24 protein-coding genes are annotated in these 26,548 nt (G+C 61.4%); 17 read left to right on the forward strand and 7 right to left on the reverse strand.

Going from position 1 to position 26,548, the window contains the following annotated elements:
• Window position 1: 1 nt before the first annotated feature.
• A complete protein-coding gene (gene uvrB / locus WEU32_RS03050) occupies window positions 2–2,332 on the reverse strand; it encodes an excinuclease ABC subunit UvrB (protein WP_406852818.1) in 2,331 nt (776 codons plus the stop codon).
• Between the two features lie 395 nt (window positions 2,333–2,727).
• Between uvrB and WEU32_RS03055 the strand changes: the two genes are divergently transcribed.
• The 7 genes from WEU32_RS03055 (at window position 2,728) to WEU32_RS03085 (ending at window position 10,214) form a co-directional block, all read left to right on the forward strand.
• Window positions 2,728–5,724 (forward strand): TonB-dependent receptor domain-containing protein, encoded by a 2,997-nt coding sequence (locus WEU32_RS03055; RefSeq protein WP_312135054.1) that lies wholly within the window; start codon window positions 2,728–2,730, stop codon window positions 5,722–5,724.
• 141 nt (window positions 5,725–5,865) lie between these two features.
• Entirely contained in the window at window positions 5,866–6,447 is a 582-nt protein-coding gene (locus WEU32_RS03060; RefSeq protein WP_312815390.1) for a hypothetical protein, read from the forward strand.
• Window positions 6,448–6,450: 3 nt separating this feature from the next.
• Window positions 6,451–7,716 carry a dicarboxylate/amino acid:cation symporter gene (locus WEU32_RS03065; protein WP_406852819.1) on the forward strand — a complete coding sequence of 422 codons (1,266 nt, stop codon included), beginning with the start codon at window positions 6,451–6,453 and terminating at the stop codon, window positions 7,714–7,716.
• Between the two features lie 89 nt (window positions 7,717–7,805).
• Window positions 7,806–8,018: a hypothetical protein gene (locus WEU32_RS03070; protein WP_312135060.1), complete on the forward strand. Its 213-nt coding sequence runs from the start codon at window positions 7,806–7,808 to the stop codon at window positions 8,016–8,018.
• A 153-nt stretch (window positions 8,019–8,171) separates the two neighbouring features.
• Complete coding sequence (locus WEU32_RS03075) at window positions 8,172–8,498, forward strand: PadR family transcriptional regulator (RefSeq protein WP_406852820.1); 327 nt, start codon at window positions 8,172–8,174, stop codon at window positions 8,496–8,498.
• A complete protein-coding gene (locus WEU32_RS03080) occupies window positions 8,495–9,613 on the forward strand; it encodes a hypothetical protein (protein ID WP_406852821.1) in 1,119 nt (372 codons plus the stop codon). The genes WEU32_RS03075 and WEU32_RS03080 overlap by 4 nt, the downstream gene beginning before the upstream one ends.
• 73 nt (window positions 9,614–9,686) lie before the next feature.
• Window positions 9,687–10,214, forward strand: a complete 528-nt coding sequence (locus tag WEU32_RS03085) for a methylated-DNA--[protein]-cysteine S-methyltransferase (RefSeq protein WP_406852822.1) — start codon at window positions 9,687–9,689, stop codon at window positions 10,212–10,214.
• Between the two features lie 41 nt (window positions 10,215–10,255).
• Here the strand turns inward: WEU32_RS03085 and WEU32_RS03090 are convergent, their stop codons facing one another.
• The 3 genes from WEU32_RS03090 to WEU32_RS03100 all read right to left on the reverse strand — a co-directional run bounded on the left by WEU32_RS03090 (window position 10,256) and on the right by WEU32_RS03100 (window position 12,049).
• Window positions 10,256–10,489 (reverse strand): DUF2798 domain-containing protein, encoded by a 234-nt coding sequence (locus tag WEU32_RS03090; protein ID WP_167174509.1) that lies wholly within the window; start codon window positions 10,487–10,489, stop codon window positions 10,256–10,258.
• Between the two features lie 209 nt (window positions 10,490–10,698).
• Complete coding sequence (locus WEU32_RS03095) at window positions 10,699–11,481, reverse strand: tetratricopeptide repeat protein (protein WP_406852823.1); 783 nt, start codon at window positions 11,479–11,481, stop codon at window positions 10,699–10,701.
• A 58-nt stretch (window positions 11,482–11,539) separates the two neighbouring features.
• The gene (locus WEU32_RS03100) at window positions 11,540–12,049 is read right to left on the reverse strand and encodes a GNAT family N-acetyltransferase (protein WP_406852824.1); all 510 of its coding nucleotides are present in this window, start codon (window positions 12,047–12,049) and stop codon (window positions 11,540–11,542) included.
• A 104-nt stretch (window positions 12,050–12,153) separates the two neighbouring features.
• Here WEU32_RS03100 and WEU32_RS03105 point away from each other — a divergent pair, with 104 nt between their 5' ends.
• The 3 genes from WEU32_RS03105 (at window position 12,154) to WEU32_RS03115 (ending at window position 13,373) form a co-directional block, all read left to right on the forward strand.
• Window positions 12,154–12,555 carry a host attachment family protein gene (locus tag WEU32_RS03105; protein WP_406852825.1) on the forward strand — a complete coding sequence of 134 codons (402 nt, stop codon included), beginning with the start codon at window positions 12,154–12,156 and terminating at the stop codon, window positions 12,553–12,555.
• A gap of 107 nt (window positions 12,556–12,662) precedes the next feature.
• Window positions 12,663–12,935 carry a hypothetical protein gene (locus WEU32_RS03110; RefSeq protein WP_406852826.1) on the forward strand — a complete coding sequence of 91 codons (273 nt, stop codon included), beginning with the start codon at window positions 12,663–12,665 and terminating at the stop codon, window positions 12,933–12,935.
• 90 nt (window positions 12,936–13,025) lie between these two features.
• A complete protein-coding gene (locus tag WEU32_RS03115) occupies window positions 13,026–13,373 on the forward strand; it encodes a DUF3060 domain-containing protein (protein WP_406852827.1) in 348 nt (115 codons plus the stop codon).
• 48 nt (window positions 13,374–13,421) lie between these two features.
• On the opposite strand, the gene ilvA is transcribed toward WEU32_RS03115, so the two are convergent.
• Window positions 13,422–14,933, reverse strand: coding sequence for a threonine ammonia-lyase, biosynthetic (gene ilvA, locus WEU32_RS03120; RefSeq protein ID WP_406853487.1), 1,512 nt, complete (start codon window positions 14,931–14,933; stop codon window positions 13,422–13,424).
• An 869-nt stretch (window positions 14,934–15,802) separates the two neighbouring features.
• Between ilvA and nadA the strand changes: the two genes are divergently transcribed.
• From nadA to nadC, 4 genes are all read left to right on the forward strand, one after another.
• Window positions 15,803–16,885, forward strand: a complete 1,083-nt coding sequence (gene nadA, locus WEU32_RS03125) for a quinolinate synthase NadA (protein WP_406852828.1) — start codon at window positions 15,803–15,805, stop codon at window positions 16,883–16,885.
• A gap of 81 nt (window positions 16,886–16,966) precedes the next feature.
• Window positions 16,967–17,752 carry a metalloprotease gene (locus tag WEU32_RS03130; protein ID WP_406852829.1) on the forward strand — a complete coding sequence of 262 codons (786 nt, stop codon included), beginning with the start codon at window positions 16,967–16,969 and terminating at the stop codon, window positions 17,750–17,752.
• The gene (locus tag WEU32_RS03135; protein WP_406852830.1) at window positions 17,752–19,278 is read left to right on the forward strand and encodes an L-aspartate oxidase; all 1,527 of its coding nucleotides are present in this window, start codon (window positions 17,752–17,754) and stop codon (window positions 19,276–19,278) included. Before WEU32_RS03130 ends, WEU32_RS03135 begins: the two co-directional genes overlap by 1 nt.
• Window positions 19,275–20,129: a carboxylating nicotinate-nucleotide diphosphorylase gene (nadC, locus tag WEU32_RS03140; protein WP_406852831.1), complete on the forward strand. Its 855-nt coding sequence runs from the start codon at window positions 19,275–19,277 to the stop codon at window positions 20,127–20,129. The genes WEU32_RS03135 and nadC overlap by 4 nt, the downstream gene beginning before the upstream one ends.
• 86 nt (window positions 20,130–20,215) lie before the next feature.
• Here the strand turns inward: nadC and WEU32_RS03145 are convergent, their stop codons facing one another.
• A complete protein-coding gene (locus WEU32_RS03145; protein WP_406852832.1) occupies window positions 20,216–21,238 on the reverse strand; it encodes a cell wall hydrolase in 1,023 nt (340 codons plus the stop codon).
• Between the two features lie 460 nt (window positions 21,239–21,698).
• Between WEU32_RS03145 and WEU32_RS03150 the strand changes: the two genes are divergently transcribed.
• Complete coding sequence (locus WEU32_RS03150; RefSeq protein WP_406853488.1) at window positions 21,699–21,878, forward strand: hypothetical protein; 180 nt, start codon at window positions 21,699–21,701, stop codon at window positions 21,876–21,878.
• Window positions 21,879–21,957: 79 nt separating this feature from the next.
• Here WEU32_RS03150 and WEU32_RS03155 read toward each other — a convergent pair whose 3' ends face one another.
• Entirely contained in the window at window positions 21,958–24,492 is a 2,535-nt protein-coding gene (locus tag WEU32_RS03155) for a PAS domain S-box protein (protein ID WP_406852833.1), read from the reverse strand.
• A gap of 269 nt (window positions 24,493–24,761) precedes the next feature.
• Between WEU32_RS03155 and WEU32_RS03160 the strand changes: the two genes are divergently transcribed.
• Together WEU32_RS03160 and WEU32_RS03165 are read left to right on the forward strand one after the other, a co-directional pair.
• Window positions 24,762–25,241 (forward strand): Dps family protein, encoded by a 480-nt coding sequence (locus WEU32_RS03160; protein WP_312135098.1) that lies wholly within the window; start codon window positions 24,762–24,764, stop codon window positions 25,239–25,241.
• Window positions 25,242–25,373: 132 nt separating this feature from the next.
• Entirely contained in the window at window positions 25,374–26,543 is a 1,170-nt protein-coding gene (locus tag WEU32_RS03165; protein WP_406852834.1) for a cell wall hydrolase, read from the forward strand.
• Window positions 26,544–26,548 lie beyond the last annotated feature (5 nt).

Below are 26,548 nucleotides of genomic sequence, written 5' to 3' on the forward strand. Positions count from 1 at the left end.
TCTAACGCCCCCGCCTAAACGCCTCCGCCTTCTCAGCCGCAGCCTCCTTGCGCCAGCGTTTAGGCGCTGACTTGTCCACCTCTTCTCCGGCACCGGTCAGCGCCTCGTTGGCGAACTCGAGGTCGAGCAGCTTCATGCGCTTGATCTCGTCGCGGAGGCGGGCGGCTTCTTCGAACTCGAGGTTGGCGGCGGCGTCGCGCATGCGGGTTTCCAGATCCTTGAGGGCGGCTTGGAAGTTGGAGCCGGTGAAGGGCTTGGTTTCTTCCTTCACGCCCGGATTGGTGAAGCGGTCGATCTCGCGGGACTCGTAAGGGGAGTCCATGATCTCCTTGATGTCGCGCTTGACCGTGGCGGGGGTGATGCCGTGGGCCTCGTTATAGGCCTGTTGCTTCTCGCGGCGGCGGTTGGTCTCGGTGATGGCGCGTTCCATCGAGCCGGTCATGCGGTCGGCATAGAGGATGACGCGACCATCGACGTTACGCGCGGCGCGGCCGATGGTCTGGATGAGGGAGGTTTCCGAGCGCAGGAAGCCTTCTTTATCGGCATCGAGGATGGCGACGAGGCCGCATTCGGGGATGTCCAGACCTTCGCGCAGCAGGTTGATGCCGATGAGGCAGTCGAAGCTGCCCAAGCGCAGGTCGCGCAGGATTTCGATGCGTTCCAGCGTGTCGATGTCGGAGTGCATGTAGCGGACGCGGACGCCTTGCTCATGCATATATTCGGTCAGGTCCTCGGCCATCTTCTTGGTGAGGGTGGTGACGAGGGAGCGGTAGCCCGCGCGGGCGGTGGCCTTTACCTCGTCAATGACATCATCGACCTGATTGCGGGTCTCGCCGGTGACGGGGCGGATTTCGACCGGAGGGTCGATGAGGCCGGTCGGGCGGATGACCTGTTCGACAAAGACGCCGCCGGACTGTTCCAGTTCCCACGGGCCGGGGGTGGCGGAGACAAAGACCGACTGGGGCCGCATGGCGTCCCATTCCTCGAACTTCAACGGGCGGTTGTCGATGCAGGAGGGCAGGCGGAAGCCATACTCGGCCAGTGTGGATTTGCGGCGGTAGTCGCCTCGGAACATCGCGCCGATCTGGCCGACGGTGACGTGGCTTTCGTCGACGAACAGCAGGGCATTGTCGGGGATGTATTCGAAGAAGGTGGGGGGCGGCTCGCCGGGGGCGCGGCCGGTGAGCCAGCGGCTGTAGTTCTCGATGCCCGCGCAGGATCCGGTGGCCTCCATCATTTCCAGATCGAAGCGGGTGCGCTGTTCAAGGCGCTGGGCCTCCAGCAGCTTGCCGTTCTCGTTCATCCAGTCGAGCGTTTCCTTTAGCTCGGCCTTGATGCCGGTGATGGCCTGATTGAGCGTCGGGCGCGGGGTGACGTAGTGGCTGGCGGCGTAGACGGTGACCTGTTCCAGCGCATTGGTCTTTTTGCCGGTGAGGGGGTCGAACTCCTCGATGGCTTCGATCTCGTCGCCGAAGAGGGAGATGCGCCATGCGCGGTCTTCCAAGTGAACGGGGAAGATTTCGAGGGTGTCGCCGCGCTTGCGGAACATGCCGCGCTCGAAGTGGAGGTCGTTGCGTTTGTATTGCAGGGCGATGAGGTCGGCGCGGAGCTTGGCTTCGTCGATGGTGTCGCCGACCTTTAGCGTGAAGGTCATGGCGGTGTAGGTCTCGACCGAGCCGATACCGTAGATGCAGGAGACGGAGGCGACGACGATCACATCGTCTCGCTCGAGGATCGCGCGGGTGGCGGCGTGGCGCATCCGGTCGATCTGCTCGTTAATGGAGCTGTCTTTCTCGATATAGGTGTCGGTGCGCGGGACGTAGGCTTCGGGCTGATAGTAGTCGTAGTAGGAGACGAAATACTCGACCGCATTGTCCGGGAAGAAGGCCTTGAACTCCGAATAGAGCTGGGCGGCGAGGGTCTTGTTGTGGGCGAGGATCAGGGCGGGGCGCTGGGTCTGTTCGATGACCTTGGCCATGGTGAAGGTCTTGCCGGAGCCGGTGACGCCCAGCAGGACCTGATTTTGCTCTCCCTCGGTGGCTTGCTGGACAAGCTCTGCGATGGCTTGCGGCTGGTCGCCGGCGGGGGTGTAGCGGGTTTCCAGACGGAAGGGCTTGGAGAGCTTGCTGCCGCCGCGCTCCGGTCTGTGGGGCTGCCAGCCTTCGGGGGTGCCGGGTGCGATCTCGGGGACGAGGCGCGGGCCGGTGAGGGGGCTGGCGGCAGGGGTGTCGTGGAGGAAGGGGATGCCCGCCTCGGAGACGCCGATGGTGCCGGTCGGGGTGTGAACCGGCTTGGGGGACTTTGCGGGCGATTTCGAGGGGGAACGGGCCATGAACACACAGGTAATGCACATGACCGCGGGGCGCTAGGGGCTGGTGGCTGCGGGCGGGCTGGAAGCGGGTTTTGGGCGGATCAGGGGCCGTATAGCGACGATATCCGTGTATTTCGCCGTATGTGCAATCAGACGATAAATTTCTTGCAGTTCTGTAATGTTGGCATGTTATTGTGTAAATTCGAGTTATTGTCGCAAAAATAATCCAATAAACTTGATTATTTTAAGAAAACGACATTACATATCTTTGATTTATGAAATAATATTGTTGCGATTGTGTTGCGTAAGTCATAGCCCGTTCTTCTGGTCGCGCTTTTAGATGAGCGCGGATCGCAGCACGGCGTTCGATGATCGGCGTGTGGTATTGTAGTAAGTAAAACAGGTACAGAGTCTCTATGCGTACACGTAAAGACTATCTGCTTGGCTCGACGATTGCGGCTGGTGCTGCTGCGGTTTCGATGGCCATGCTGGTTCCGGCAACTGCGGTTGCTCAAGATGCTGGCGTCGAAGTGACGCAGGTTGAAGAAATCGTCGTAGTTGGCTCGCGCATTCGTCGCGACAACTATAATGCGCCGTCGCCGACCCAGGTCGTGACCCGCGAAGAAGCGACCCTGCAAGGCTTTGCCTCGACCACGGAAGCGCTGCAGTCGACGGCCATCACTGGCGGTACCTCGCAGATCAACAGCTCGTACGGTGGCTATGTCACCAATGGCGGTCCGGGTGCCAACACCATCGGTCTGCGTGGCATGGGCCCGAGCCGTACACTGGTACTGTTGAACGGCCGTCGCGTGTCGCCGGCCGGTTCGCGCGGTTCGGTGGGCTCGGCTGACCTGAACGTGCTGCCGACCTCGATGATCGACCGTGTTGATGTTCTGCGTGACGGTGCGTCGTCGGTTTACGGTTCGGACGCTGTGGCCGGTGTGGTCAACATCCAGACCCGCAAGAATTTCGAAGGCCTGACCTTCGAAGCCCAGATGAACTCGCCGATGGACGCCAACGGCAATGGCGGTTCGACCCGTCTGTCGCTGACGGCCGGTGCCCGTGGCGATCGCTGGCGTGCTGCCGGTTCGATCGAGCGCTACGAGCGTGACGAACTGACCCTGCGTGACCGCGACTTCACCAGCTGCCAGACCGACGGCTTCCGTTTCGGCAACGACTATGTCGATCCGCTGACCGGCCAGTCGAAATGCTATCCGCTGACCACGACCGGCTCGAACGGTGTGACCATCAACACCATCGGCACCGGTAGCCTGGCCGGTATCGGCGCAGCCGGTGTGCCGGACATTGCCTATGCCAACGGCGTGACCTTCAACCGCTGGCGTCCGAACTCGGCCATCACCTCGGGCGTGATCGGCTTCGAGGGCGTGGGTGGTTCGTACATCAACCCGAACGATCCGAAGAAGAATGTGGCTCTGGATGTGAACATCCGTGACTCGTTCGAAGATCGTATGCTCAATGAATCGCTGATCTCGCCGGTCGACATCACCACCCTGTACGGCGAAGCCGGTTATCAGCTGAACGCACTGGGCAATGCCGAAGTCTATGGCGAGCTCCTGTTCAACAACCGCAAGTCCAAGCAGACCGGCTACCGTCAGCTGGCTCTGGACTATGCCAAGGGTTCGGCGCTGATTCCGGACAACCTGGCCTGGAGCACCGCCTTCGGTGATCAAGGTCTGAACAAGGGTGCAGATGTTGGCGTCCGTGCCTTCATCGGCTTCGGTAACGACGTTTCGCGCCAAGAGCAGAACTTTGCCCGCGCAGTCGGCGGCATCAAGGGTGACTTCTTCATCCCTGAATGGCGCTATGACATGTCGGTCAGCTATTCGCGCTCGCGTTCGGAATATACCAGCCACCAGTTCCTGACCGACCGTATGGTCGAGTCGCTGGACGTGGTTGAAATTGCTCCGGGCAAGTTCCAGTGCGCTGAGCTGGCCTCGAACCCGGGCTGCGTGGCTGCTCCGGCCCTGTCGACCGACGTCATCGGCGGCAAGCTGCCGAAGGACTGGGTGGACTATGTCTTCCGTCCGGTCACCGGCGTCACCGTCTTTGAAGAGAAGATCGTCAGCCTCGGCGTCGATGGTCCTCTGTTCTCGCTGCCGGCTGGTGAAGTCATGGGCTTCTTCGGTGCGGAATGGCGCGAGTCGGAAATCGACGACACCCCGGGTCTGGATTCGCAGAACGGCAACACCTACAACTTCTCGACCTCGGCGATCACCCGCGGCAAGGACAATGTCTGGGAAGTCTTCGGCGAGCTGGAAGTGCCGTTGCTGCGCGATGCGCCGCTGGCCCGCGAACTGACCCTGAACGGTTCGTTCCGCTATACCGACTATGACTCGTATGGTGATGACACCACCTACAAGATCGGTCTGGTTTATCAGCCGATCGACGGTGTGACCTTCCGTGGTACCTATGGCACCTCGTACCGCGCGCCTGCGCTGTTCGAGCAGTTCGTGGGTGCAACCACCGGCTACCTGTCGAACTCGGCAGACAGCTGTAACGAATACGGCAAGCCGAACGTCAACCCGAACCGCGTCGCCAACTGTGCGGCCGAAGGTCTGCCGACCGACTGGCAATCGACCACCAGCGTCGAGGTGATCACCTCGGGTGGTGCCGATGCCGGCCTGGCCGCTGAAACCTCGACCAACATGACTGTGGGTCTGGTTCTGCAGCCGACCCTGCCGCAGGGCTGGGGTGATCTGGCGTTCGCCGTCGACTATTACGAGATCGAAGTCGAGAACGGCGTGTCGCGTGTTGGTGCCCGTCAAATCCTGTCGCGTTGCTATGACTCGCGTCCGGAAGACTTTGCCAATGACACCGGTTTCTGTGGTCTGGTCAGCCGTAATGCCAATGATGGTCAGCTGATCGTCAACGACAGCTATGTGAATCTGGCCACCGACAACGTGAAGGGTCTGGACTACACCCTGCGTTACCGCAACGACGTCGGTCCGGGCTCGGCGCTGTTCAACCTGGCCGTCACCCAGTACACGGAAATCTCCAGCAAGCTGTTTGCTGAAGACCCGCTGGAAGATGCCAAGGGCATGATCAACAATCCGGAGTTCACCGCAACGGCAGACATGTCGTATGCGTGGAGCAACTGGCGCGTGCGTTATGGTGTGGAATGGATCCAGGGCACTGAATCCTACACCTATTACGAAGAAGATCCGGCCACCAGCATCTACGATCTGGCTGTTGACGACTACTGGCTGCACAATGCTTCGGTCCAGTACAACAACAATGACTGGACCGTGACGGCAGGCGTTCGCAACCTGTTCAACGACAACCCGCCGACCATCTCGTCGGGCGTTTACAACCGCGTTGGCAATGCGCCGCTGTATTCGGGTTATGACTATCTGGGCCGTACGGCCTTCATCAACCTGGTCAAGTCGTTCTAATTCTAGACTGACATGAGCGGTCCGTCCTTTCGGGGGCGGAGATGAAATGGAAAGGGCGGTGGATCGAAAGGTCTGCCGCCCTTTCTCTTTGCGTGTAACGGTGCCAAGGTCGATTTCTGTATTTCGCCGGGGGAGCGACAGATGACGTTGAATATCAGTTGGATATGGGCCGCACGCATTGCCAAGGTTCTCGCCTTGCTGCTGTTCCTGCTGCCCTGGGTGGCGGTGAGCTGTAACGGGCAGCCCCTGATCGAGGCCACAGGATACCAACTGGCAACAGGTGCGCCCGAAGTGGCGGACATTCCGGTGCCCAAGGAGAAGCTGGAGGCTGCATGGTGGGCCATTGCGGGGGCCGTGGTGATCGCGCTGGGTCTGGTCGGCAGCTTTGCCCTGAAGGGGGTCAAGAATGCGGGCCGTGCGGTACTGGTCAGTAGTGTGCTGGCGATTGCGTTGCTGGGCGGCGGCATGGGCCAGATGGTGGGCCAGATGCGCGGGGCGATCGAGAAAGAGACCGGTAAGCCGGACAAGGGCGGATCGGAGATGGAGGCTCTGGAACGTCAGCTGTCGCAGATGATGGGGCAGGCCATTCGCGTCGAGATCAAGAACGGCTTCTGGCTGACCCTCGTGTTTCTGGCAGCGGCGGGGGCATGTGGTGTGGCCACGCAGGTGCCGCCGCGCGGGCGTCGCTCGGAGACTGCGGTCGATAATACGGGCGGAGCCTGATCCATGCCGAAAACGCGACGCTTTCTGACTTCGTTGAGTGTGCAGGTGCTGTCGGCGCTGGCGCTGGGGCTGGTGGTCGGCATGGTCGCCCAGCGCTGGGGTCTGCCCGGTGGGGCCGAGACAGCCGACTTCATCCAGTCGATCGGCCAATTATGGCTGAATGCGTTGCGTATGACGATCATTCCGCTGGTTTTCAGCCTGTTGGTGACGGGGGTGGCCTCGATTGCCGATGCGGCCAAGGCGGGGCGGATGGCGATGAAGGCGGTGGCGTGGTTTGCCGTGCTGATTACGTTCTCGGTCTGTTACTCGGTGGCGGTATCCTATGGGCTGCTGACCCTGTGGCCGGTGGATGCGGCGGGGGCCAAGCTGTTGTTGGCGGCGGCTCCTGACGGGGCGCAGGTCGGGGCGGGGGCACCGTTTGGCGAGTTCCTGAAAACCATTGCGCCGTCCAACCCGATCAAGGCGGCGGCGGAAGATGCCATCCTTGGTATCGTGGTGTTTGCGGTCTTTTTCGGCTTTGCTGCGTCGAGATTGCCGGAGCGTTTGCGGGTGCCGTTGACGACCTTTTTCGAGGCGGTGGGCGAGACGATGATTATCATCGTGCGCTGGGTTCTGGTGGCGGCCCCGATCGGGGTGTTTGCCCTGTCGCTGGGGGTTGGTTTGACGGCGGGGGCCAGCGCAGCGGGCGTGTTGCTGCACTATGTGGTGGTGATTTCAGCGGCCTGTATCGGCATCGGCCTGTTGTTCTATCCGCTGGTCATGGTGTTTGGCCGTGTCAGTCTGGGCCGCTTTGCGCGGGCGGCGGCACCGGCACAGGTGGTGGCGTTTTCGACGCAATCCTCGCTGGCCAGCCTACCGGTCATGGTGGAGCGGGCCGTGGATATGCTGGGCGTCAAGCGGGCGACGGCGGGTCTGGTCCTGCCGCTGGCGGTGGCGGTGTTCCGCATTACCTCGCCGGTGGCGAACCTCGGGGTGGCGCTATATTGCGCGCATCTGTTCGGTATCCAGCCGAGCGCGGGCCAGTTGATTGCCGCCATGCTGACGGCGGCGCTGATCTCGGTGGGGACGGTGGGCTTGCCGGGGCAGGTCAGCTTCTTTGCCTCGATTGCGCCGATCTGTATCGCCATGGGCGTGCCGCTGGAGATGCTGCCGCTGTTGCTGGCGGTCGAGGTTATTCCCGACATCTTCCGCACGCTGGGCAATGTGACGGCGGATCTGGCCGTGACCCGTATGGTGCAAGGGCAGGACGACGTGCCGGCGCAAAGCTGAGCCGTACACGCAAATGTCAGTCGCTTGCGAGGCGAGCGGCTTTGACAGCGGTGCGGGCGTGGTGCTGACTGCGGGGTGGAGGGACCACCATGCTGTCAGACTACGACCTGAAACCACCCAAGGGCGAGGGGCGCTGGACTTTGTTGCAGCAGCGCTCTGATCGATGCATGTGGCAGTGGGACCGGACGGCGAGCGATGGCCATGTCGTGGTGACGCGCTTTGTCATCATCAATGATCCGGCGCGGCTGGACTTTGATGATTTCGAAGAGGCGGAAGCGATCTTCGAGAAGATGGGCGATTGAAGACGGCAACGAGGATTGGTGGGGCGGGCGCAAGGCTCGCCCTTTTTTATTGCGCGCGATAATTCGTAGACCGGCGTTCTTGACTCTTGTGTTTGCTGTGCTGCATACACTGTGTGTCACACACTATGTGGCGGCAAGGGTGGCGGGTGCGTTGTGGCCAATGAGGACCTGTTCGAGAGTTTGAGGCTGGAACTGCGGCGCGGGTCGCTGATCCTGGCAGTGCTGGCCCAGTTGAGGCGCGAGCAATACGGCTATTCGCTGCGGATGGCGCTGGCGCAAGCGGGCGTCGAGATGGAGGAGAGCACCCTCTATCCGCTGCTGCGCCGACTGGAGAGCCAGGGGCTGTTGGTCAGCGAGTGGCGCGAGGAAGAGAAGCGCAAGAAGCGTTTCTACCAGCTGTCTGAAGAAGGCGAAGAAATGTTGGGGCGACTGGCGGCTGAATGGCGCGCTCTGTCGGCTTCTGTGGAGGGAATGCTATGAGCACATCCGACAAGTCTATGGACATGATCGATACCTATCTGGGCGTAGTTGCGGCGCAACTGTCGAAGGATCAGGCCGAGGATATTGTCGCTGAACTGCGCGACGAGATACTGGCGCGTAAGGAGGACCGCGAGGAGGCTTTGGGGCGTCCGCTGATCGAGGCGGAGCTGGAAGTTTTGCTGCGCGAGGTGGGCCATCCATTGGTGGTGGCGGCGCGGTATAGTGAGCGTCCGCAAGGGCTGATCGGGCCGGAGCTTTATCCGTGGTGGATGTTTGCGGCGCGGCTGGGGCTGATTGCTCTGGTGCTGCTGGCGCTGGCGCGGTTGATCCTTGCGGTGCTGTTTGGTGGCGAGGAGCTGGGGCGGGCTCTGGGCCATGCGGTCAGCGGCTTTGTGAACGGGGCCATCAGTGTGGTCGGTGTGCTGGCCATTGCCGGATGGGTGGTGGAGCGGCAGCCGAAAAAGCCGGACTTCCTGACCGACTGGAAGGTGCGTGATCTGGGCCTGTTTGCATGGGCAGGCACGATGGAACGCAGCGGGCTGGACTTCCTGCGCGGCAATGTGGCGGCGCGTAACAAGGCCAAGGACACGCCTGTGGCGGACCGGTCCGACTTCTCGCCGGTGGCGGGGGCGGCGACCAGTGCGGTGTTTACGCTGATTGTGCTGTTGTGGTGGATCGGGGCGTTGGGTGGCGTGCGGATTGATGCATTGTTGCTGGACACTGGGTTTGATCTGGGGGCGGCGTTCCGTGATATCCATCGTGTGGTTTACTGGCCGGTGGTAGCGGTGTTGGCGGCAAGGGTGGCCTTTGATGTGCTGCGCGTGGTGACGGGTAGTCCTGTGCGGTTGACGGCGATGGGGGATTTCATCTTCGCGCTGGCCAATATGGCGATACTGGCGTGGATGTGGATGGCATCGCCCTTGTCGGAACTGATCCGTGTGGCGTCGGCCAATGACTTCTGGCAGCGGATGCTGAGCCGTGACAGCTGGGCGCTGGACACGGTACCGACCCTGCTGATGGCGATTGTGGTGTTCGGGTTCATTTGCGAGGCGGTGCGGGCGGTGCAGTCGCTGGCCTCGCTGGCGCTGGATCGCCGGATCGGTGCGCGCTGCTAGGGCGCTTGTCGCGGGATGAAAACGGGTTCAGGCTCGTTTTCGTCCGGTCCAGAAGACAGTCGCGGAGACGGTGATGGTGCAGCATAAAGGCGAGACAATCGGGGTGGGGCAGATGGCCACGCCTCTGGGCGATATCCGTCTGGCCTTTGATGGCGATGGAGCCCTGATGGCGCTGGAATGGAGCGTGGATCACGGGCGGCTGGAGCAGCTTTTGGGCAAGCAATGGCCGGGGGCGGTATTCGAGGAACAGACCGTGCCGGAGGCTTTGCGAGTGGCGCTGGAAGGTTATTTCGCCGGTGATGCGGCGGCGCTGAACCGGATTGCGGTGCGTACCCATGGCACGGATTTTCAGGAGCGGGTCTGGGCGGCCTTGCGGGCTATTCCGACCGGCGAGACGCGCAGCTATAGCCAGATTGCCGTCGCGGTGGGCAGCCCCAAGGCGGTCAGGGCCGTGGGGCAGGCCAATCGCTATAATCCGGTCGGGCTGGTCAATCCGTGCCACCGTGTGATTGCCACGGGCGGCGGACTGGGTGGCTATGAATGGGGCCATGAGCGCAAGACGTGGCTGCTGGCGCATGAGGGCGTCAAATCCGCAGACTGACGCCCCCAGACTGACGCCCCAAACTGACGCCCTGAAGTTTGCTATCGCGCGGGCTTGCGGATCGTGAAGGCGAGCTTGAAGCCGAGGCGGCTGAATATCTGGGTGAGCAGGAAGGCGACAGGCCATGCGATGGCCCAGTCGCGCGGCCAGACGCCAAGGAAGGTGTCGCCAAAGCCCATATGCAGGATGCCCATAAAGGCGGACATCGTGCCGGACATGAAGAAGGTGATGAAGACCTGTGCCAGAAGCAGGGTCTTGGGGTCGGGTTTGCCCATAGGGACGTCTCGTAAAAATGGACGGCGTGCCATGGGGAACCCGTGGCGACGTCATCCTGTGAAAGGAAATGACGTCGCGGGTTCAGGGCGTTTGGCCCTAACTGATCTCGAACCGCGAGAGGCGGGGCGAGGACCGGAATAACCAACCGGCCTGAAAATCTTTTCGACACAGTCGGGTTAGGGCTGTGGCCGGTTCAGGTCAAGCGGGTCTAACGGTTCGCGGTTTGCTGGGCGATATAGGTGAGCTGGCTGCGTGAAAGCTGATCGTCGGGGTTGAGTTCGAGGGCGGCTTCATAGCTGGCCTTGGCGTCGTCGAAGCGGCCCAGTTCGATCTGGCAGTAGCCTTGACGACGCAGGAACAGATCACGGTTCATGGCAAGGACAAGGTCTTCGCTGGCGAGGGCCTCGCCCGCGAGTTTCAGGCCGGTTTCGCATTGGCCCATCTTGGAATAGGCGACAATTCTTTCGGCCTGAACCTGAGGGTGGTTAGGCTGGATGGCCAGCAGACGGTCGGCATAAGCGATGGCGGCGGGGTAGTCCTGACGTTCGACCGCCTCGAAGGCCAGTATCTGCGCGACCATGCCATAGGTGTTTTCAATAGCGTGGATGCCCGAAGCCTTGCGGCCTTCGTCGGTGGCAAGCAGTGCCAGTTGTAGGGGGAGAAATACCTTCAGATCGGCGCTGCGGACGACGATGGCATCCCCGATATGGGCGACGATCGTATAGTCGGCGGGTATGCGATCAAGCGCGGCCTGAAGCGCGGGAACATGTCGGCGAAGAGCCGAGGGGCCCGAGCGCTGCATGTCCTGCATGACCCGTTCGAGCAGTTTCTTCTCTTCGAGTTCCTGCGGGGATTGCAGCACCGGCATGGCGGTTTGTGCTGAATCGCGGGTGGTGGCCGAGGCGAGTGGCGCGCTCGCTTGGGCGGTAACGGTGGCCGGTAAGGCAAGTGAGGCCAGCAGGGCAATAATGGCAAGGGGGCGAACGGACATGGGCGGCTTCGAAAGATTCGGAAGAACGCTGTCACGCCAACGTAAATGGCGCAATGGCCTAGCTTGCGGCGAAGGCCGGATGATAGGTGACGGTGCCGGAAAGTGCCGGGCCGTTGAGGGGCAGGGACTGGAAGTATTCGGCCGGAACGCCCGGATAGACGAGGGTCGGACCATCTGCGGGGGCGGCGCGGAAGCCGAAGCGGGCGTAATAGGCGGGATCGCCCAGCAGGACGCAGCCATTGGCCCCCATGGCGGTGATCTGGTCGAGGGCGGTGCGGATCAGTTTGCTGCCTATGCCCGTGCCATGATGATCGGGATGGACACTGATGGGGCCAAGGCCGAGCCAGTTGTGATCTTGGTCGTTGATCAGCACAGGCGAGAAGGCGATATGGCCGAGAATCTCGCCGTCCTGTTCGGCAACCAGCGACAGGGTCATGGCCTTGGCCGCGCGAAGGGCGTCGATAATGGCCGCTTCGGTTTGCTGGCTGTGTGGGGCGGTGGCGAAGGCCGCCTTGGTCACGGCGCGGATGTCGGCGATGTCGGCGGGGGTTTCTGGGCGGATCTGCATGGTGTCACTGTCGTCTGCACGCGGCGATGTGACAAGATGGCGGGCAACGGAACGGGGGCTGGATCGTTGGTTCGGGTGGGAGTGTTTTATCCGAGGAGAAGTCGATGATCCTGCCTAGCAACAGTCTGGTCGCCGTCGTGGATGGCGAGGTGCTGCGTCTTTACCGAAATACCGGTACAGCGACCGAGGTGGCGTTGAGCGCGGTGGATATACCGAAGCTGGAAGAGCGCGTTGTGGGATCGGCGGGAAGAATTTCCACCGAGGCCAATCCCGATAATGACACCCAGGCCGAGGACGGCCATGCCATGAGTGTGGCGCTGGCGCTCAATGACTGGGCGCTGAAGAACAGGTTCGACAAGTTGGTGGTGATTGCCGCACCCAAGACCATGGGCGAGTTGCGCAAGCATTGGCACAAGGAGGTCGAGGAGAGGCTGCTTGGCGAGATCACCAAGACCCTGACGGGGGCCACGACCGAGGACATTATCCGGACGATCGAAGCGGCCTAGGGCGCGAAGGTGTGAGTAACGAACGGTCCGGTGCGATATCGCCGGACCGTTTTATTGGATGCGGCTGTGCGAAGATTTTTGCGGACGGGTAGGGATGGAGGTCGCGGATGACGCAGGAAGACAGGGACGCCAAGCTGAACAATGACGGGCGGCGGGTGCTGTTTTATCTGTCGCTGGCGGGCGTGGCGGGGCTGGTGCTGTGGACGGTGGTGAAGACCGAACTGCGGGTGCGAGAACTGGTGGCGCAAGGCTTTACCGATGTGGCGATCGATAGTGTGCGCAACCATGCCTATTTCCCGATGTTCGGCAGTTTGCTGGGGGCGGCGGTGATGATTGCGCTGGTGTTTGTGGTGAAGCGCGGACTGGGCGTGAAACGGTAAAAATAGAGAACTCAAGGCCGGTTCGGGGGATCGATTACGGCGGGCGTGACGTTGATCAACGGTCGATAAGGACCCTGTAACGGAGGCGTCATGTCCCCTTTGTCTTTTGCTCTATTGGCTATGGCTGCGTCGGCTCAGGTCGGCGCGATCGATATTGGCCCCGACTTGATCGAGGTGGTGGGGGATGGCCATCACCGGACTATTCCGTGCGAAGGACGCGCGGTCGAGGTGGCCGGTGTGAACCATGTGCTGACCTTTACCGGTGAATGCGCCAGTCTCGAGGTTGTGGGCAGCAATAATCAGGTGACCGTGAATCTGGCTCCGGGGGCCTCGCTGGAGGTGGCGGGGACCAATCACAAGGTGCGCTGGCAATCTTCGGCCCGACCGCGCCTCAGTATCGAGGGCGTCAATAATAGCGTCGAGCGTTTGCGCGACTAGGCACTAAGGAAAAAGGGCTCCGTCATTAGAGACGGAGCCCTTTTTCTATCAGGCGAGGAACAGCCGTGCGGCGGGGTTCATGGTTTCCTCGATATAGGGGTAGCCGAGGGTGTCCAGTGCGGTGGTGACGGCGGCGTATTGGTTGTCGGGGGCGTGGATGCCGGCGAGGACGCGGCCGACGTCGTCGCCGTGGTTGCGGTAGTGGAACAGGGTCAGGTTCCATGCCGGTTGCAGGCTGTTCATAAACTTCAGGAAGGCCCCCGGACGTTCGGGGAATTCAAAGCGGAACAGGCGCTCGCCGGACAGTTCGGGGGCGCGGCCGCCGACCATATAGCGGACGTGCAGCTTGGCAATTTCGTTGTCGCTCATGTCTTCGACGCCGTAACCGGCCTCGCGCAGGGTGGCGCACAGGGCGTGGCGTTCGTCTCTGTCGCCGGACAGGGCGATGCCGACGAAGATTTGCGCTGTGCCATTGCCGCTGTAGCGATAGTTGAACTCGGTGATCGATCGGCCTTGCAGGCTGTTGAGGAAGCGGTGATAGGCGGCGCGGTCGTCCGGCATGGAGACGGCCAGCAGGGCCTCGGTGCCAAGGCCGATCTGGGCGCGTTCTGCGACATGGCGCAGGCGGTCGAAATTGACATTGGCTCCGGAGTTGATGGCGGCCAATGCGCCTGTGCCCGGATTGCGGCTGGCCCAGACTTTCAGACCGGCCAGAGCGACGGCACCGGAGGGTTCAGCCACGGCGCGGACATCGTCGAAAATGTCTTTGACGGCGGCGCAGATGGCGTCGGTATCCACCAGTACGATGTCATCGAGCAGGTCTTTGCACAGGCGGAAGGTTTCATCGCCGACGCGGCGCACGGCCACGCCGTCGGCGAACAGGCCGACTTGATCGAGAGTATAGACCTCGCCCGCAGCGATTGCGGCCTTCATGGAGCAGGCCTCGACCGGCTCGACGCCGATGATCTTGGTTTCGGGGCGCAGGAAGCGGATGATGGCGGCAACGCCCGCCGCCAGACCGCCGCCGCCGATGGGGATGAAGACGGCATCCAGAGGGTCGGGGTGCTGGCGCAGGATTTCTAGACCCACAGTGCCTTGGCCTGCGATCACATAGGGGTCGTCGAACGGGTGGACGAAGGTGGCGCCGGTTTCGGCCTCTAGTTTGCGGGCATGGGCATTGGCATCGTCGAAGCTTTCGCCGTGCAGGACGACCGTGCCACCAAGAGCTTTCACCGCCGCGACCTTGATGTCGGGGGTGGTGGTCGGCATGACGATGGTGGACTTGGCCCCGCGCTTGGAAGCGGACAGGGCGACGCCTTGGGCGTGGTTGCCTGCCGAGGCGCAGATGACGCCCTTTGCCAGTTCGGCATCCGTCAGGTGGGCAATGCGGTTATAGGCTCCGCGCACCTTGAACGAGAAGACCGGTTGCAGGTCTTCGCGTTTCAGTAAAACCGGACGTGCAAGGCGGGCCGACAGGCGCGGCATGGCATCAAGCGGGGTTTCCACGGCCACGTCATAGACGCGGGCGGTCAGGATGCGGCGGACGGTTTCTTGCACGATTTTAGCTACGGTATAGGCAAATGGGGAGTTTGTGTGTTGGTAGCGTTCTGAAACATACGCGTCGAGGAATAATTTTCTCTTTTGCAGAGATGCGCAAACGGGGCGTGGAAAATGAGAGAATCGTTGGTAATCAGCACAATGCTCGTAACGGCCCGTCACTGTCGGTTGGTTTTGTTTATCTTGATTATTTCATTATGATGATAGATTCTAATACATGTACTTATAATCGTTGCAGTAATAAATAAAGCCGTACCGATGTATTTATTAAAATCATTTTCATGATATTTGAAATCTGAAAATAATATTGTAAATATTGATATTGCTAAAAGACAAAATGTAAATAATTCTAATATTTTAGCTTTACTTGAGGTGGCTTTTTTACTTGGAAATGCTCTCAACTCTTTGTTGAAAGAGATATTTATTAAAATATAATTTGTTTTAAAAATGATAATAATTGCTATAGTTAAAACTATACACAAAATTATTGTATAAATATTGTAAGTGTTGTATAGTAAAATAAGTGATATTAGTGCTATGTGATATGAAATGTGGCCAGCAATAATATCGTTTTTAGAAATTTTACTTAAATTCATGATTTAAATGTCCTGCAATCATTTTATTTGTTCAAATTCCCATATCAATGATTTTTATGATGTCAAGTCTTTGGGAAATCGACATTAATTGTGGCGACTATTTTCTACTGGGGTAACGATTTGGGGCAGATCATAACTTCTGTCCCCGTAGGCGCTGGATGTGCCGCTGGGTGATCTGTTTCGATTGGTGCGCTGATGGTTTGATCTTGCGTCAGGCGTTGGAAGGCCTATTGTATGCCCACCTTATGCTAAAAGTGAGCATAAGGGTGTAGGGAGATGGTCATGGGCGCTGCATTCGGCCTGACGAAGGAACTGGCAGAGGAAACTGCCGCTGTGTGGGAGAAGGTCAAGGACCACACCACACCGATGGAATGGCCCGTTCAGGCGGCGCTGATCAGCGAGATCAATGCGCTGAAGAAAGAGCGCAATGCGGTCATTCTGGCGCACAACTATATGACGCCGGACATCTTCCATGGCGTCGGCGATTTCGTGGGCGACAGTCTGGCGCTGGCAAAGGAAGCGGCCAAGGTCGATGCCAAGGTGATCGTTCAGGCGGGCGTTCACTTCATGGCCGAGACGTCGAAGATTCTCAGCCCTGAAAAGACGGTTCTGATCCCTGATTTGCGGGCCGGTTGCTCGCTGGCCTCGTCGATTACGGGGGCGGATGTGCGCCTGATCAAGGAGCGCCATCCGGGTCTGCCGGTCATCACCTATGTGAACACGACCGCAGATGTGAAGGCCGAGACGGACATCTGCTGCACCAGTGCCAATGCGGTGCAGGTGGTGGAGTGGGCGGCCAAGGAATGGGGCGTGGACAAGGTGATCCTGATCCCCGACGAATATCTGGCGCGCAATGTCGCCGCGCAGACCAGTGTGGGCATTATCGCCTGGGCCGGTCATTGCGAGGTGCACAAGCGGTTCACCACGCAGGACATTGCCGATATGCGCGAGGCATGGCCGGGGGCCGAGGTGCTGGCCCACCCTGAATGTCCCGAAGAGATTTTGCAGGCGGCGGATTTTGCAGGCTCGACGGCGGCGATGATTTCCTATGTCGAGAAGAACCGCCCCAAAAAGGTGGTGCTGATCACCGAATGTTCGATGGCGTCGAACATCAAGGGCGATGTGCCGGAGGTCGAGTTTGTCGGGCCGTGCAATATGTGCCCGCATATGAAGCGCATCACGCTGGAGAATATCCGCGACTGCCTGTTGCACATGCAGTTCGAGGTGACGGTCGAGCCGGAGATGCAGGAGAAGGCGCGGGCCGCGGTGCAGCGCATGATTGACCTGCCGCCGCCGTCCAAGCCCGCGCGTTATGATCTGGTGCGGGCCAAGCACTCGGTCGCGGTGGAGTTGATCTGAGTGACAGATCAGGGACACCAAAATACGGGACCCCAAGATACTGGCCCATGGGGACGTCGGGACGGTCGTGATGCGCCTGTGATGGCATCGCCGTCCGCATCATCGTCTGCACCCGCGCCCGAGCAGCCGCGCGGCAAGGGGCGGGTGACGCTGATCTTGTCCACCCTGCTAATGGTGGGGTTCCTTTGGTTCCTGACCCAGAGCTGGGTCATTGCCGTGTCGCTGATGTTTGCCCTGTTCGTGCATGAATACGGGCATGTGCTGGCCATGAACCGGCTGGGTATGGGACCGGCGCGGATCTATGTCATTCCGTTCCTTGGCGGTCTGGCCAAGGCGACGCACGAGCCGAAGAATGAATGGGTCGGGGTGCTGGTGTCGCTGGCGGGACCGGCCTTTGGACTGTTGGCCATGCTACCGCTGGTGGCGGTCGGGCTGGCGACGGGCGACGGGCAGTGGATGGCCGCGGCGTTTTTCGTGGCCATGCTGAACCTGATCAATCTGGTACCTGCACCGCCTCTGGATGGCTCCAAGGCGCTGGGTCCGGTGCTGGCGCGGGTGCATCCGATGCTGGAAAAGCTGGTCCTGCTGGCTATCGGTGTGGCGGTCGTCTGGTGGGGGATCACCACGGGGCGCTATATTCTGGCGGTGTTTCTGGCGCTGGCCATCTGGGGCCATCTGAGCAAGGGTGGCTTGCGTAGTATTCGTGGGCCTTTGAGTTGGAAACAGGCGGCGATGTCGCTGGGCCTGTTTGTGGTGACGGCTGTGGCCTGTGGGGGGGCGGCGGTGGCGTCGCTGCTGGCCATGAATGGCGGGAGCGGTCAGGCCAGTGTGGACATGATCGCCCGCTATCTGGGTATCAACCTTTAATGGAAACGCGGGTCCATAAGGGGCCGTTGGTGATCGGGGGCGGTCTGGCGGGCCTGTCGGCGGCGCTGGAGGCTGTGCCGGTTAAAGGGGTGTCGGGCGGGGTGCTGGTGGTGACGCCTGCGCCCTTGCTGGATGCCTGTTCGTCTGCATGGGCGCAGGGCGGCATGGCGGCGGCTTTGAGCGCCAATGACAGCCCGCAGCTTCATGCCCACGATACCGAGGCGGCAGGTGCGGGTCTGGTCGAGATGGAGGCTGTGCGCGAACTGACGGGGCGCGGGCGCGAGACGGTGGAATGGCTGGCGGACTTGGGCGCGCCGTTTGATCGTGCGGAAGATGGCGGTTTTGCCGTGTCACTGGAGGCGGCCCATTCGATTGCGCGTGTGGCGCGGGTGGGCGGCGATGGCGCAGGACGGGCCATCTTGTCGGCGGTGGTCAAGGCGGCCAGGGCGGCAGACCATATCGAGATTTGGGAAGACGGGCGGTTACGCGCGCTGGTCACGGACGAGACGGGGCGTGTGCGCGGGGCGGTGATCGAGCGGACAGACGGGCTGGTTCGGGTTCTGGCGCAGGCGGTGGTGCTGGCGACGGGCGGGATCGGCGGTCTGTTCGAGGTGACGACCAATCCGTCGGCCCTGAAGGGCGAGGGAATGGCGCTGGCCTATCTGGCGGGCGCGGAAATCCTTGATCCAGAGTTTGTGCAATTTCACCCGACGGCGATTGATGCGGGGCTGGACCCTGCGCCGCTGGCAACCGAGGCCCTGCGGGGAGAGGGGGCGAGGCTGGTGGATCGCGAAGGCCGGTTCCTGATCGGGATGGCGGCGGATTCAGACCTTGCGGCGCGTGATATTGTGGCGCGTGCGGTGCACGAGGCGCGGGTATCGGGGCGCGGGGCGTTTCTGGATGCCCGCAAGGCGGTGGGTGCGGAGTTTGACCACGCGTTTCCGGCGGTGTTTGCGGCCTGTATGGCGGTCGGGGTCGATCCGCGTGTGCAGCCTATTCCGGTCGCAGCGGCGGCGCACTATCACATGGGCGGTATTGCCGCTGATGACGAGGGACGGACCAGCCTTAAGGGGCTGTATGCCATTGGCGAGTGTGCGGCGACGGGGGTGCACGGGGCCAACCGTCTGGCATCCAACAGTCTTTTGGAGGCGGCGGCGTTCGGGCGTATGGCCGGACGGGCGGCGGCGCTAGAGGTCGGTGACGGGGCGGCGGCTTTGTTGCCGGTGACGATTGGTCGGGATTTGCCCCAAGAGGCCATGCAGGGTCTGCGGGCGGCGATGACGCAGTATTGCGGCGTGGTGCGCGACGCGCGGGGGCTAGAAGCCCTGCTGGCGGTGCTGGACGATCTGGCGGGGCTGTATCCGCAGACGGCGGCGATTACAGCGGCCAAGCTGGTGGCGCAGGGCGCACTGGCACGGCGCGAGAGCCGTGGTGGACATTTCAGGGCGGACTATCCGCAAACCCATAAGGAGGCGCGTCACACACGGATGCGCCGCAACGAACAAGAACGGGGAAACGGGCAATGACAAGAACCTTGCCGGATCTGGTGATCGAGCCTGTGGTGCGTCTGGCGCTGGCGGAAGATCTGGGGCGCTGTGGCGATGTGACGGCGCAGGCCTGTATCCCCGAAGATGCCCGTATGAAGGCCCAGTTCCGCGCGCGTCAGGATGGCGTGATGGCGGGGGGCGCGGTGGTGCGGATCGCCTGTCAGATGATGGACCCGAAGGCGCGTGTGGATGTGCGGGTCAGCGATGGTGCGGACATTGCCAAAGGCGATGTGCTGGTCGAGGTCGAGGGCTCGGCGCGGGGATTATTGGCGGCCGAGCGGACGGCGCTGAATATTCTGGGCCGGATGTGCGGCATTGCCACCCAGACGCGGGCCTATGTGCGGGCGGTGGCGGGCACCCCTGCGAAGATTGCCGATACCCGCAAGACGACGCCGGGCCTGCGGGCGCTGGAGAAACATGCTGTGGTCTGTGGCGGCGGGATCAATCACCGCTTCGGGCTGGATGATGCCATCCTGATCAAGGACAACCATGTGGCCGTCTGTGGCGGGGTGGGCAAGGCTGTTCGCGCCGCCAAGGCCTTTGCGCCGCACCTGATGAAGGTCGAGGTCGAGGTGGATGGTCTGGATCAGCTGGACGAGGCGATTGCCGAACAGCCCGACGTCATTATGCTGGATAATTTCAACCTGACCGACATGGCCGAGGCCGTGGCGCGGGTGAAGGCCAGCGGGGTCAAGCTGGTGCTGGAAGCGTCGGGCGGGGTGAACCTCGATACCGTGGCGGGCATTGCGGCCACCGGCGTGGATGTCATCTCGGTGGGGGCGTTGACCCACTCGGTGATCCAGTTGGATATCGGGCTTGATGCCGTTTAAAAACAGCGTTTTCTTTTAGGATTCAAGGAACAAGAAATCGGCGCGGGGGTTAATTACCCGCGCGCCGATGATCTGTTTTCCTGTTTTCAGGTTGTAGCCGCAAGCGGGGCGGTCTGGACAGAGGCCGCGCCCGCAGCGGTCTTGATGACCTCGGGGCTGGCTGGCGCAGTGACCGAGATTGCCGCAGCGGCTTTTTCGGCAGGCTTGGCGTCGGCCACATAGGGGCGCGGGCCAGTCGATTCGCTGGTCAGCGAAGCCTGCATAACGCGTGGCACAGCCGCAGACGCCTGAACCTCGTTGGCGAGGGCGGCAGAAGAGCCGTTACGACCGCCAAAGCGGTAGAAGACGTGGCTGCCAACCTGATTGACCTGCACCAGACGGTGACGCCACGACGGCGACACAGCCGTGGTGTGGAAGTGGGTGGCCGTACCAACAGCGTTATAGACCTGACCCGACAGGGCCGCCGAAGCGACGTCGCGGGCGCGGTTCCATGCTGCGCGGTTTACCGGCGCACGCATGGCACCATTGCAGGTGAAGGAGAACTGGCAGCCGGTCGAGCGGTTGGAACCCTGAAAGACCACGCTGCAAACCGTCTTGGGGAAGGCCGGGTGGCGGGCGCGGTTCAGGACCACCTGAGCCACAGCCTTCATGCCGTTGGTGCCTTCGCCACGGGCCTCGTAATAGACCGCCTGGGTCAGGCAATCGAGGTCACGCGACTGGTCGCGGGCACCGGTCATGCGGAACGGGCTGGCCGGATCGGATGTTTTTGCAGATTGCAGACGCGCCGTCAGAACTTCCGACTGGCGGTCACGCAGGGCCGCGCCGTCCACGGCATACGGATCGTGACGTTGAGCAATCGCCAGCGCGCTGGCGTCCAGTCCGCCGGCGGCGAGCGCCATGGCTTCCTGGCTGTACCCTTCCATACCGGCAGTCGAAATGCGCTCGGCTTGGGTACGGGTGGTCGAGGCCTGGGCAGATACGCCGCCCATATAGGCTCCTCCGACCGCGAGCGTGACAAGCCCGCCAAAGGCAGCGGTTGCCGCGACAGGGCGCGGGTCCAGCTTGCTTAAGGCGTGTTTGATCTCACGCAGGGGCGAAGAGAGTAACAATAGACAAATCCTGTTTGGCAGGGCGAGGAACGCCGCCCCTTATTTCCGGTGCCCGCTGTCGAACCATGTCCGCACAACAACACCAGAACCGCGTTCACCAGACAGGGTGGGCCGCGGAAGTCGGGTCTTAAGCCATCCACTTATGGCAGAAATGTGATCGATTCGGATGTTGTTGTGAAGATGTGGATAAAAGTCGTAAGGCTTTGAGACGGGGTTCAGTGCCCCCTGAGCGACCATATGTCGAATTCTTAGATGATCTTGCGAATACTGTATTTTTAAGTTCAGCAATTATCTGCATCGAGTGCTGTGAAGTGCTGAAAACGGTTTTCGTGAAAGTGTGAATACTTGGAAATGGCGGGCTTTGCGTAAGGGGAACCTTGACGCGAATTGCGAGTTTAATTTCAGATGATTCAAGGAGTTCGATGCAATGACGGATTCGCGTTCTAAAATTCAGGTTCGTATGCTGCCGGTTTTGGCGGTGACGATGGTGTCGGGGTTGCTTTTGGCGGCCTGTGGACACACGATTGAGCAGAAGGCAGCGACGGGCGCGGTAGCGGGTGCCGTTGTCGGCGGTCCCGTCGGCGCGGCTGTGGGGGGTGCGGCCGGTGCGGCAGTGGGTCATGCCCAAAAGCCGAAATAGGCACTGCTGAAGGTTTAGCCCCAAGGGGCGAGCAGGCTTCTTTCGCCTTGGCGAAGAAGACGGCAACTGGCCAGATCCTTTAGGGGGTCTGGTCTTTTTTGTGCGCCAGAAGCGCGCGCAATTGGCCCGGCGTGTAGGGCTTGGGCAGGAAGGCCCACGGGGTCTGGCGCAGGGCCTCGACCTCGCCGGGGTAACCGGATGACAGGATGATGTGTACGTCGGGCCATTCCGCGGCGACGCGACGAGCCAGTTCGATGCCGCTGATCCCGCCCGGCATCAGGATGTCGCTGAGCAGAACATCATATTCATGGGTCTGAAGGCAATTTACGGCCTCGGTGGCATTGCGCGCCAGATCGACGGCAAAGCCTTCGGTGCGCAGGAAGGTGGCCGTGACCTCGGCCACGCCCGGATCGTCTTCGACCATCAGCAGGCGCACGGGCGTGGTGTCGGCGGCTTGGCGGGTTTGGTCCGGTGAAACCGACTCTGCGTCGCGGGCTTCGCCATCGGGCGAGGATTCGGCAAGGGCGGGGCTGAGGGTGTGCCACGGCAGGAACAGATTGATGCGGGTCCCCTTGCCGGGGCTGGACTGGATGGAGATGGAGCCGCCGCTCTGGCGGGTAAAGCCATAGACCTGTGACAGGCCAAGCCCTGTGCCGTGACCGACCCCCTTGGTGGTAAAGAACGGCTCGAACACCCGTTTGAGCACATCGTCGGTCATGCCCGCGCCATTATCGGCCACGGTCACGCGGATATAGCGACCCGGAGGCAGGTCCGAAGGATGGATGCTGCCGGTATGGGCAGGCTCGGTTTCCGGAAGGTTCAGGGCCAGCATAGGCGGGCTAGGCGGAATGACGATATAGTCTGCCGTTTCCACACAGATGCGCCCATCGGAAGGCGAGGCGTCGCGGGCATTGACCAGGAGGTTGATGAGGGCGGCTTCGAACTTGGCGGCATCGACCAGTGTCGGGGCCAGACCGCGTTTCAGCTTGAACTGGAGCGTCATGCCGTCGCCGACAGCCTTGTGCAGCAAGGGCTCGCCTTCGCGGATCAGGGCGTTGAGGTCGATGGAGGCGGGGCGCAGATTCTGGCGACGCGAGAAGGCCAACAGCTGTCCGGTCAAGCGTTCGCCGCGTCGGGCCGCAGCCAGAGCGGCTTCGGCCATTTTCTGGCGACGGGCGGGGTCGTCGGTTTTGCGGATGATTTCGAGGCCGCCCATGATGACGGTCAGCAGGTTGTTGAAATCGTGGGCGACGCCGCCTGTCAGGCGACCGACGGCTTCGAGACGATGGGCGCGGACCAACTCGGCCTCGGCGGCATCCTTTTCGGCGAGGACGGCATTGACGCGTTCCTCAAGTCTTTCATTGCTGCGTTTCAGCTCGCGTTCGGCGCGCTGGCTGTCGGTGACGTCCAGACTGACACCGGTAAAGCCGGTCAGGTGGCCTTGCAGGTCATAGCGCGGGGCCGCTTCGGTATGCAGCCAGCGGGTGCCATAGGCTGGATGGTGGATCGGGCCGAGATAGGAGAAGCGGCGCTTGGCGCGCATGGCATCCTGAATGGTCCGGTCAAAGGCGGGCAGGTCTTCGGGTGCGGTCATGTCCCGCATGGCGCTGATGAGGTGCTGTGGGGGCTGGCCTTTGAATATCGAGCGGAAGCGGCGGTTGCCGAACTCTGTATTGCCGTTGGCATCGACCATCCAGATGATGGCGGGGGCGCTATCGGCGATGGTGCGAAAGCGGGCTTCGGATTCCTGCACTCGGGCGGCGGCTTCCTCGGCCTCGGTCACGTCGAAGGCCGTGCCGATAATACCCTGTTGAACACCGTTGCGATCATAACGGGGCTGAAGGATCGAGCGCACCCAGCGGTATTGCCCGTCATGGCGGCGATAGCGGGCGAGGAGCTGGAAGGGCTGGCCGCTTTGCATATTGTGTTTGAACAGGTTGACGGTGGCGTTGTGGTCGTCCGGATGGACCAGCTCTTTCCACTCGGCTCCTGTCATCTGTCCGGCGGGCTTGCCGGCAAAATCGAAATAGGCGCGATTGACGAAACGGATCTTGTTATTGGCATCGGCGAGCCAGAGCATGACGGGGACACTGTCGGCGACGCTGTAGAAATTCTGACGGGTTTGCGACAGGGCATCTTCGGTCTGGCGGGTCGAGAGGGTGCGCTGCTCGTGGATCGCGCTCTGCAGATGGTTTCGGGCCTTGTAGAGCGTGTAAACCCCGTGGCGCAGTGCCGCGCCGGTTATGCCGCAGATCGATCCACCAAGGATGAACCCTGTAAGCGCCGCCGTTGTGGGTGCGGGCACAGGCAGACCCGAATGCGGCAAGCTCCATAGACCGGCCAGACAGAAGGTCAGGGTCAGAAAGGCTGTAAGAAAACCGCCGCCCAGTCCGGCCAAAAGGATGGCGGGGACCAGAATGGCCAGATCGCTGCGGACGGGCATGATGGCAGACAGGCCCGTATGCAAAGCCACAAATGTCAGGGCCAGCACCGCAGCAAGCAGGATACAGACCGGCCATGCAGGCATAGGGCGTGCGGCCAGTTTTTCCAGAAAACGGTCGATGGATGTTGCGCCTTGAAGGGCAGCAGGCTGGGACATACGGGATGCAAACATGTCGGCCCCGCATTCCGGCAGGGAACCGAATTAAAGGTAGAGTTTGTGCAACGCCGCGCGCTCGGGGACGTTCCATGCAGGCGATTGGTCAATGAGCGTGGTCGTTTTGGGTCGAGGTTTTGGGGCCAGTATTGGGGCCAACATGAACGGCTGTGGGTTATGGATTTGCGCGAAATCAATTCCCCGCTTGCCGCGGCATTCGGGGTTTAAAATCCCGCCTTCGTGCTTACATTCTACTTATCAAACACCAAGTCTATGCAGGGAAGATTATGAGCGATATGATCGATACCGGTTTCAACGATGCCCAACGCGAGACGGTTGCGCGCGAATTGTCGAAGGTGCTGGCCGACAGCTATGCCATCTATCTGAAGACGCATGGCTATCACTGGAATGTGCGCGGACCGGAATTCTTTAGTCTGCATGGCCTGTTCCAGCAGCAATATACGGAAATCTGGGCAGCGCTGGACGAGATTGCCGAGCGTATCCGTGCGCTGGGTGAACTGGCCCCGCAGTCGGGTTCGGCCTTTGGCAATCTGACCTCGATTGCGGACGGTAATCCCGACAAGAGCGCCAACGAGATGATGTCCGAACTGATCCGCGACCACGGCACGGTCATCAAGACCGCCCGCGCGGCTCTGGAAGCAGCGGCCGAGGTTGGTGACGAAGCCACCGTGGACCTGATGACCCAGCGTCTGGCCGCGCATGAAAAGGCGGCGTGGATGCTGCGTTCGAGCCTCGGTAATCGCTAAAATCCAGTGATTTGTGCCGAATTCGGTGCAAGTCTCAATAAACCTTAATCTCGACGTCCGAAAACTGCCGGAAAATCTCTGTTATAAGACAGGGTCCGACAGGTTTCGGACGTTTTGCATTCAAGAGGGTAAATGACCCCTGTGAGAGCCAGTGCGAAATCAGGACTGCCCGCGCGTCGCCGCGCGGTGGTGCCTGTTGCGCTAGCGGGTGGCGCGGCGCTGGTGGCTGCATTGGCCACGGGGGTATCGGCCCGTTCGGAAAGCGTACTGGATTTTGTCCGCACGGCAGAGGCGGTGGCCGAGGCATCGGGTGGCGATTATGGCACGCGCGGTCTGGCGGGCGTGATGTCGCGGCTGGACGGGGCGCAGTTGTCGCTGGCCCTGCGGCATGATCCAGCCATGGGCATGGCGACGGTGCCGGGGCTGACTCCCGGCTGGGAAAGCCTAAGTCTGGGTGGCAAGCCCGATCCGTTTGTGACGGTGAACGGGCTGGAAGCCTTGCGGTTGAATGCGGCCATGGCGGGTGATGCGGTGGTGCATGCCGCGCCGCCTTTTGCCTTTAGGCCCACCACTGCAGATGATCGCAGGCGGGCCATGCGGTGCCTTACACAGGCGGTCTATTACGAGGCGGCGCTGGAACCCGATGAAGGTCAGGCCGGTGTAGCGCAGGTGGTGCTGAACCGCGTGCGCGACCCCAACTATCCCAACAGTATTTGCGGGGTCGTCTATCAGGGTGCCGAGCGCAATACGGGCTGTCAGTTCACCTTTACCTGCGACGGATCGCTGTCGCGGGCACCGGTGGCATGGGCATGGACCCGCGCGCAAAAGGTAGCTGAAAAGGCGCTGGCCGGTGGTGTGGCCGACAAGGTGGGTTCAGCGACCCATTACCATGCCGACTATGTACGTCCTTGGTGGGCCCCAAGCCTGACCAAGGTGTCGCAGTCGGGCGCGCATATCTTTTATCGCTGGAAGGGGGCGGCCGGAATGGTGGCCTCCCTGACACAGGGCTATGGCGGGCGCGAGCCGGTGATCGACGAGGCGCGGTTTGCGCGCCCGCGTGATCTGATGGCGCTGGTCGAAGACACGTCGCTTGCCGATAACAGTGCCGAGCTGGCGCGTCAGCTTTTGGGCACGGGCAACCGCGAGGTCGAATATGAGGGCACAACGCGTATTGTTGGCGCGCCCAGCCTCGGTGGACGCCGCCAACCGACCGCCAAGGAAATCTCGGACATCAACGAGCGCCTGAAGGCGTTTGAAGAGGGGCGCACCGCCGAGCCTCGCGACGCTGTGGCACAGAACTAAACTGT

It is taken from the genome of Brevundimonas sp. BH3, assembly GCF_045345115.1.
Taxonomy (GTDB): Bacteria; Pseudomonadota; Alphaproteobacteria; order Caulobacterales; family Caulobacteraceae; genus Brevundimonas.

Excerpts from the sequence above, each read along its gene's own strand:
- nadA (WP_406852828.1), top strand. The coding sequence starts at position 15,803 with ATGGTCATGGGCGCTGCATTCGGCCTGACGAAGGAACTGGCAGAGGAA.
- WEU32_RS03080 (WP_406852821.1), top strand. The coding sequence starts at position 8,495 with ATGAGCACATCCGACAAGTCTATGGACATGATCGATACCTATCTGGGC.
- WEU32_RS03090 (WP_167174509.1), bottom strand. The coding sequence starts at position 10,489 with ATGGGCAAACCCGACCCCAAGACCCTGCTTCTGGCACAGGTCTTCATC.
- WEU32_RS03095 (WP_406852823.1), bottom strand. The coding sequence starts at position 11,481 with ATGTCCGTTCGCCCCCTTGCCATTATTGCCCTGCTGGCCTCACTTGCC.
- WEU32_RS03085 (WP_406852822.1), top strand. The coding sequence starts at position 9,687 with ATGGTGCAGCATAAAGGCGAGACAATCGGGGTGGGGCAGATGGCCACG.
- WEU32_RS03150 (WP_406853488.1), top strand. The coding sequence starts at position 21,699 with ATGCTGCCGGTTTTGGCGGTGACGATGGTGTCGGGGTTGCTTTTGGCG.
- WEU32_RS03055 (WP_312135054.1), top strand. The coding sequence starts at position 2,728 with ATGCGTACACGTAAAGACTATCTGCTTGGCTCGACGATTGCGGCTGGT.
- WEU32_RS03160 (WP_312135098.1), top strand. The coding sequence starts at position 24,762 with ATGAGCGATATGATCGATACCGGTTTCAACGATGCCCAACGCGAGACG.
- WEU32_RS03070 (WP_312135060.1), top strand. The coding sequence starts at position 7,806 with ATGCTGTCAGACTACGACCTGAAACCACCCAAGGGCGAGGGGCGCTGG.
- WEU32_RS03165 (WP_406852834.1), top strand. The coding sequence starts at position 25,374 with ATGACCCCTGTGAGAGCCAGTGCGAAATCAGGACTGCCCGCGCGTCGC.
- WEU32_RS03060 (WP_312815390.1), top strand. The coding sequence starts at position 5,866 with ATGACGTTGAATATCAGTTGGATATGGGCCGCACGCATTGCCAAGGTT.
- WEU32_RS03105 (WP_406852825.1), top strand. The coding sequence starts at position 12,154 with ATGATCCTGCCTAGCAACAGTCTGGTCGCCGTCGTGGATGGCGAGGTG.
- WEU32_RS03155 (WP_406852833.1), bottom strand. The coding sequence starts at position 24,492 with ATGTTTGCATCCCGTATGTCCCAGCCTGCTGCCCTTCAAGGCGCAACA.
- nadC (WP_406852831.1), top strand. The coding sequence starts at position 19,275 with ATGACAAGAACCTTGCCGGATCTGGTGATCGAGCCTGTGGTGCGTCTG.
- WEU32_RS03115 (WP_406852827.1), top strand. The coding sequence starts at position 13,026 with ATGTCCCCTTTGTCTTTTGCTCTATTGGCTATGGCTGCGTCGGCTCAG.
- WEU32_RS03130 (WP_406852829.1), top strand. The coding sequence starts at position 16,967 with ATGGCATCGCCGTCCGCATCATCGTCTGCACCCGCGCCCGAGCAGCCG.
- WEU32_RS03135 (WP_406852830.1), top strand. The coding sequence starts at position 17,752 with ATGGAAACGCGGGTCCATAAGGGGCCGTTGGTGATCGGGGGCGGTCTG.
- WEU32_RS03100 (WP_406852824.1), bottom strand. The coding sequence starts at position 12,049 with ATGCAGATCCGCCCAGAAACCCCCGCCGACATCGCCGACATCCGCGCC.
- WEU32_RS03065 (WP_406852819.1), top strand. The coding sequence starts at position 6,451 with ATGCCGAAAACGCGACGCTTTCTGACTTCGTTGAGTGTGCAGGTGCTG.
- WEU32_RS03110 (WP_406852826.1), top strand. The coding sequence starts at position 12,663 with ATGACGCAGGAAGACAGGGACGCCAAGCTGAACAATGACGGGCGGCGG.
- uvrB (WP_406852818.1), bottom strand. The coding sequence starts at position 2,332 with ATGGCCCGTTCCCCCTCGAAATCGCCCGCAAAGTCCCCCAAGCCGGTT.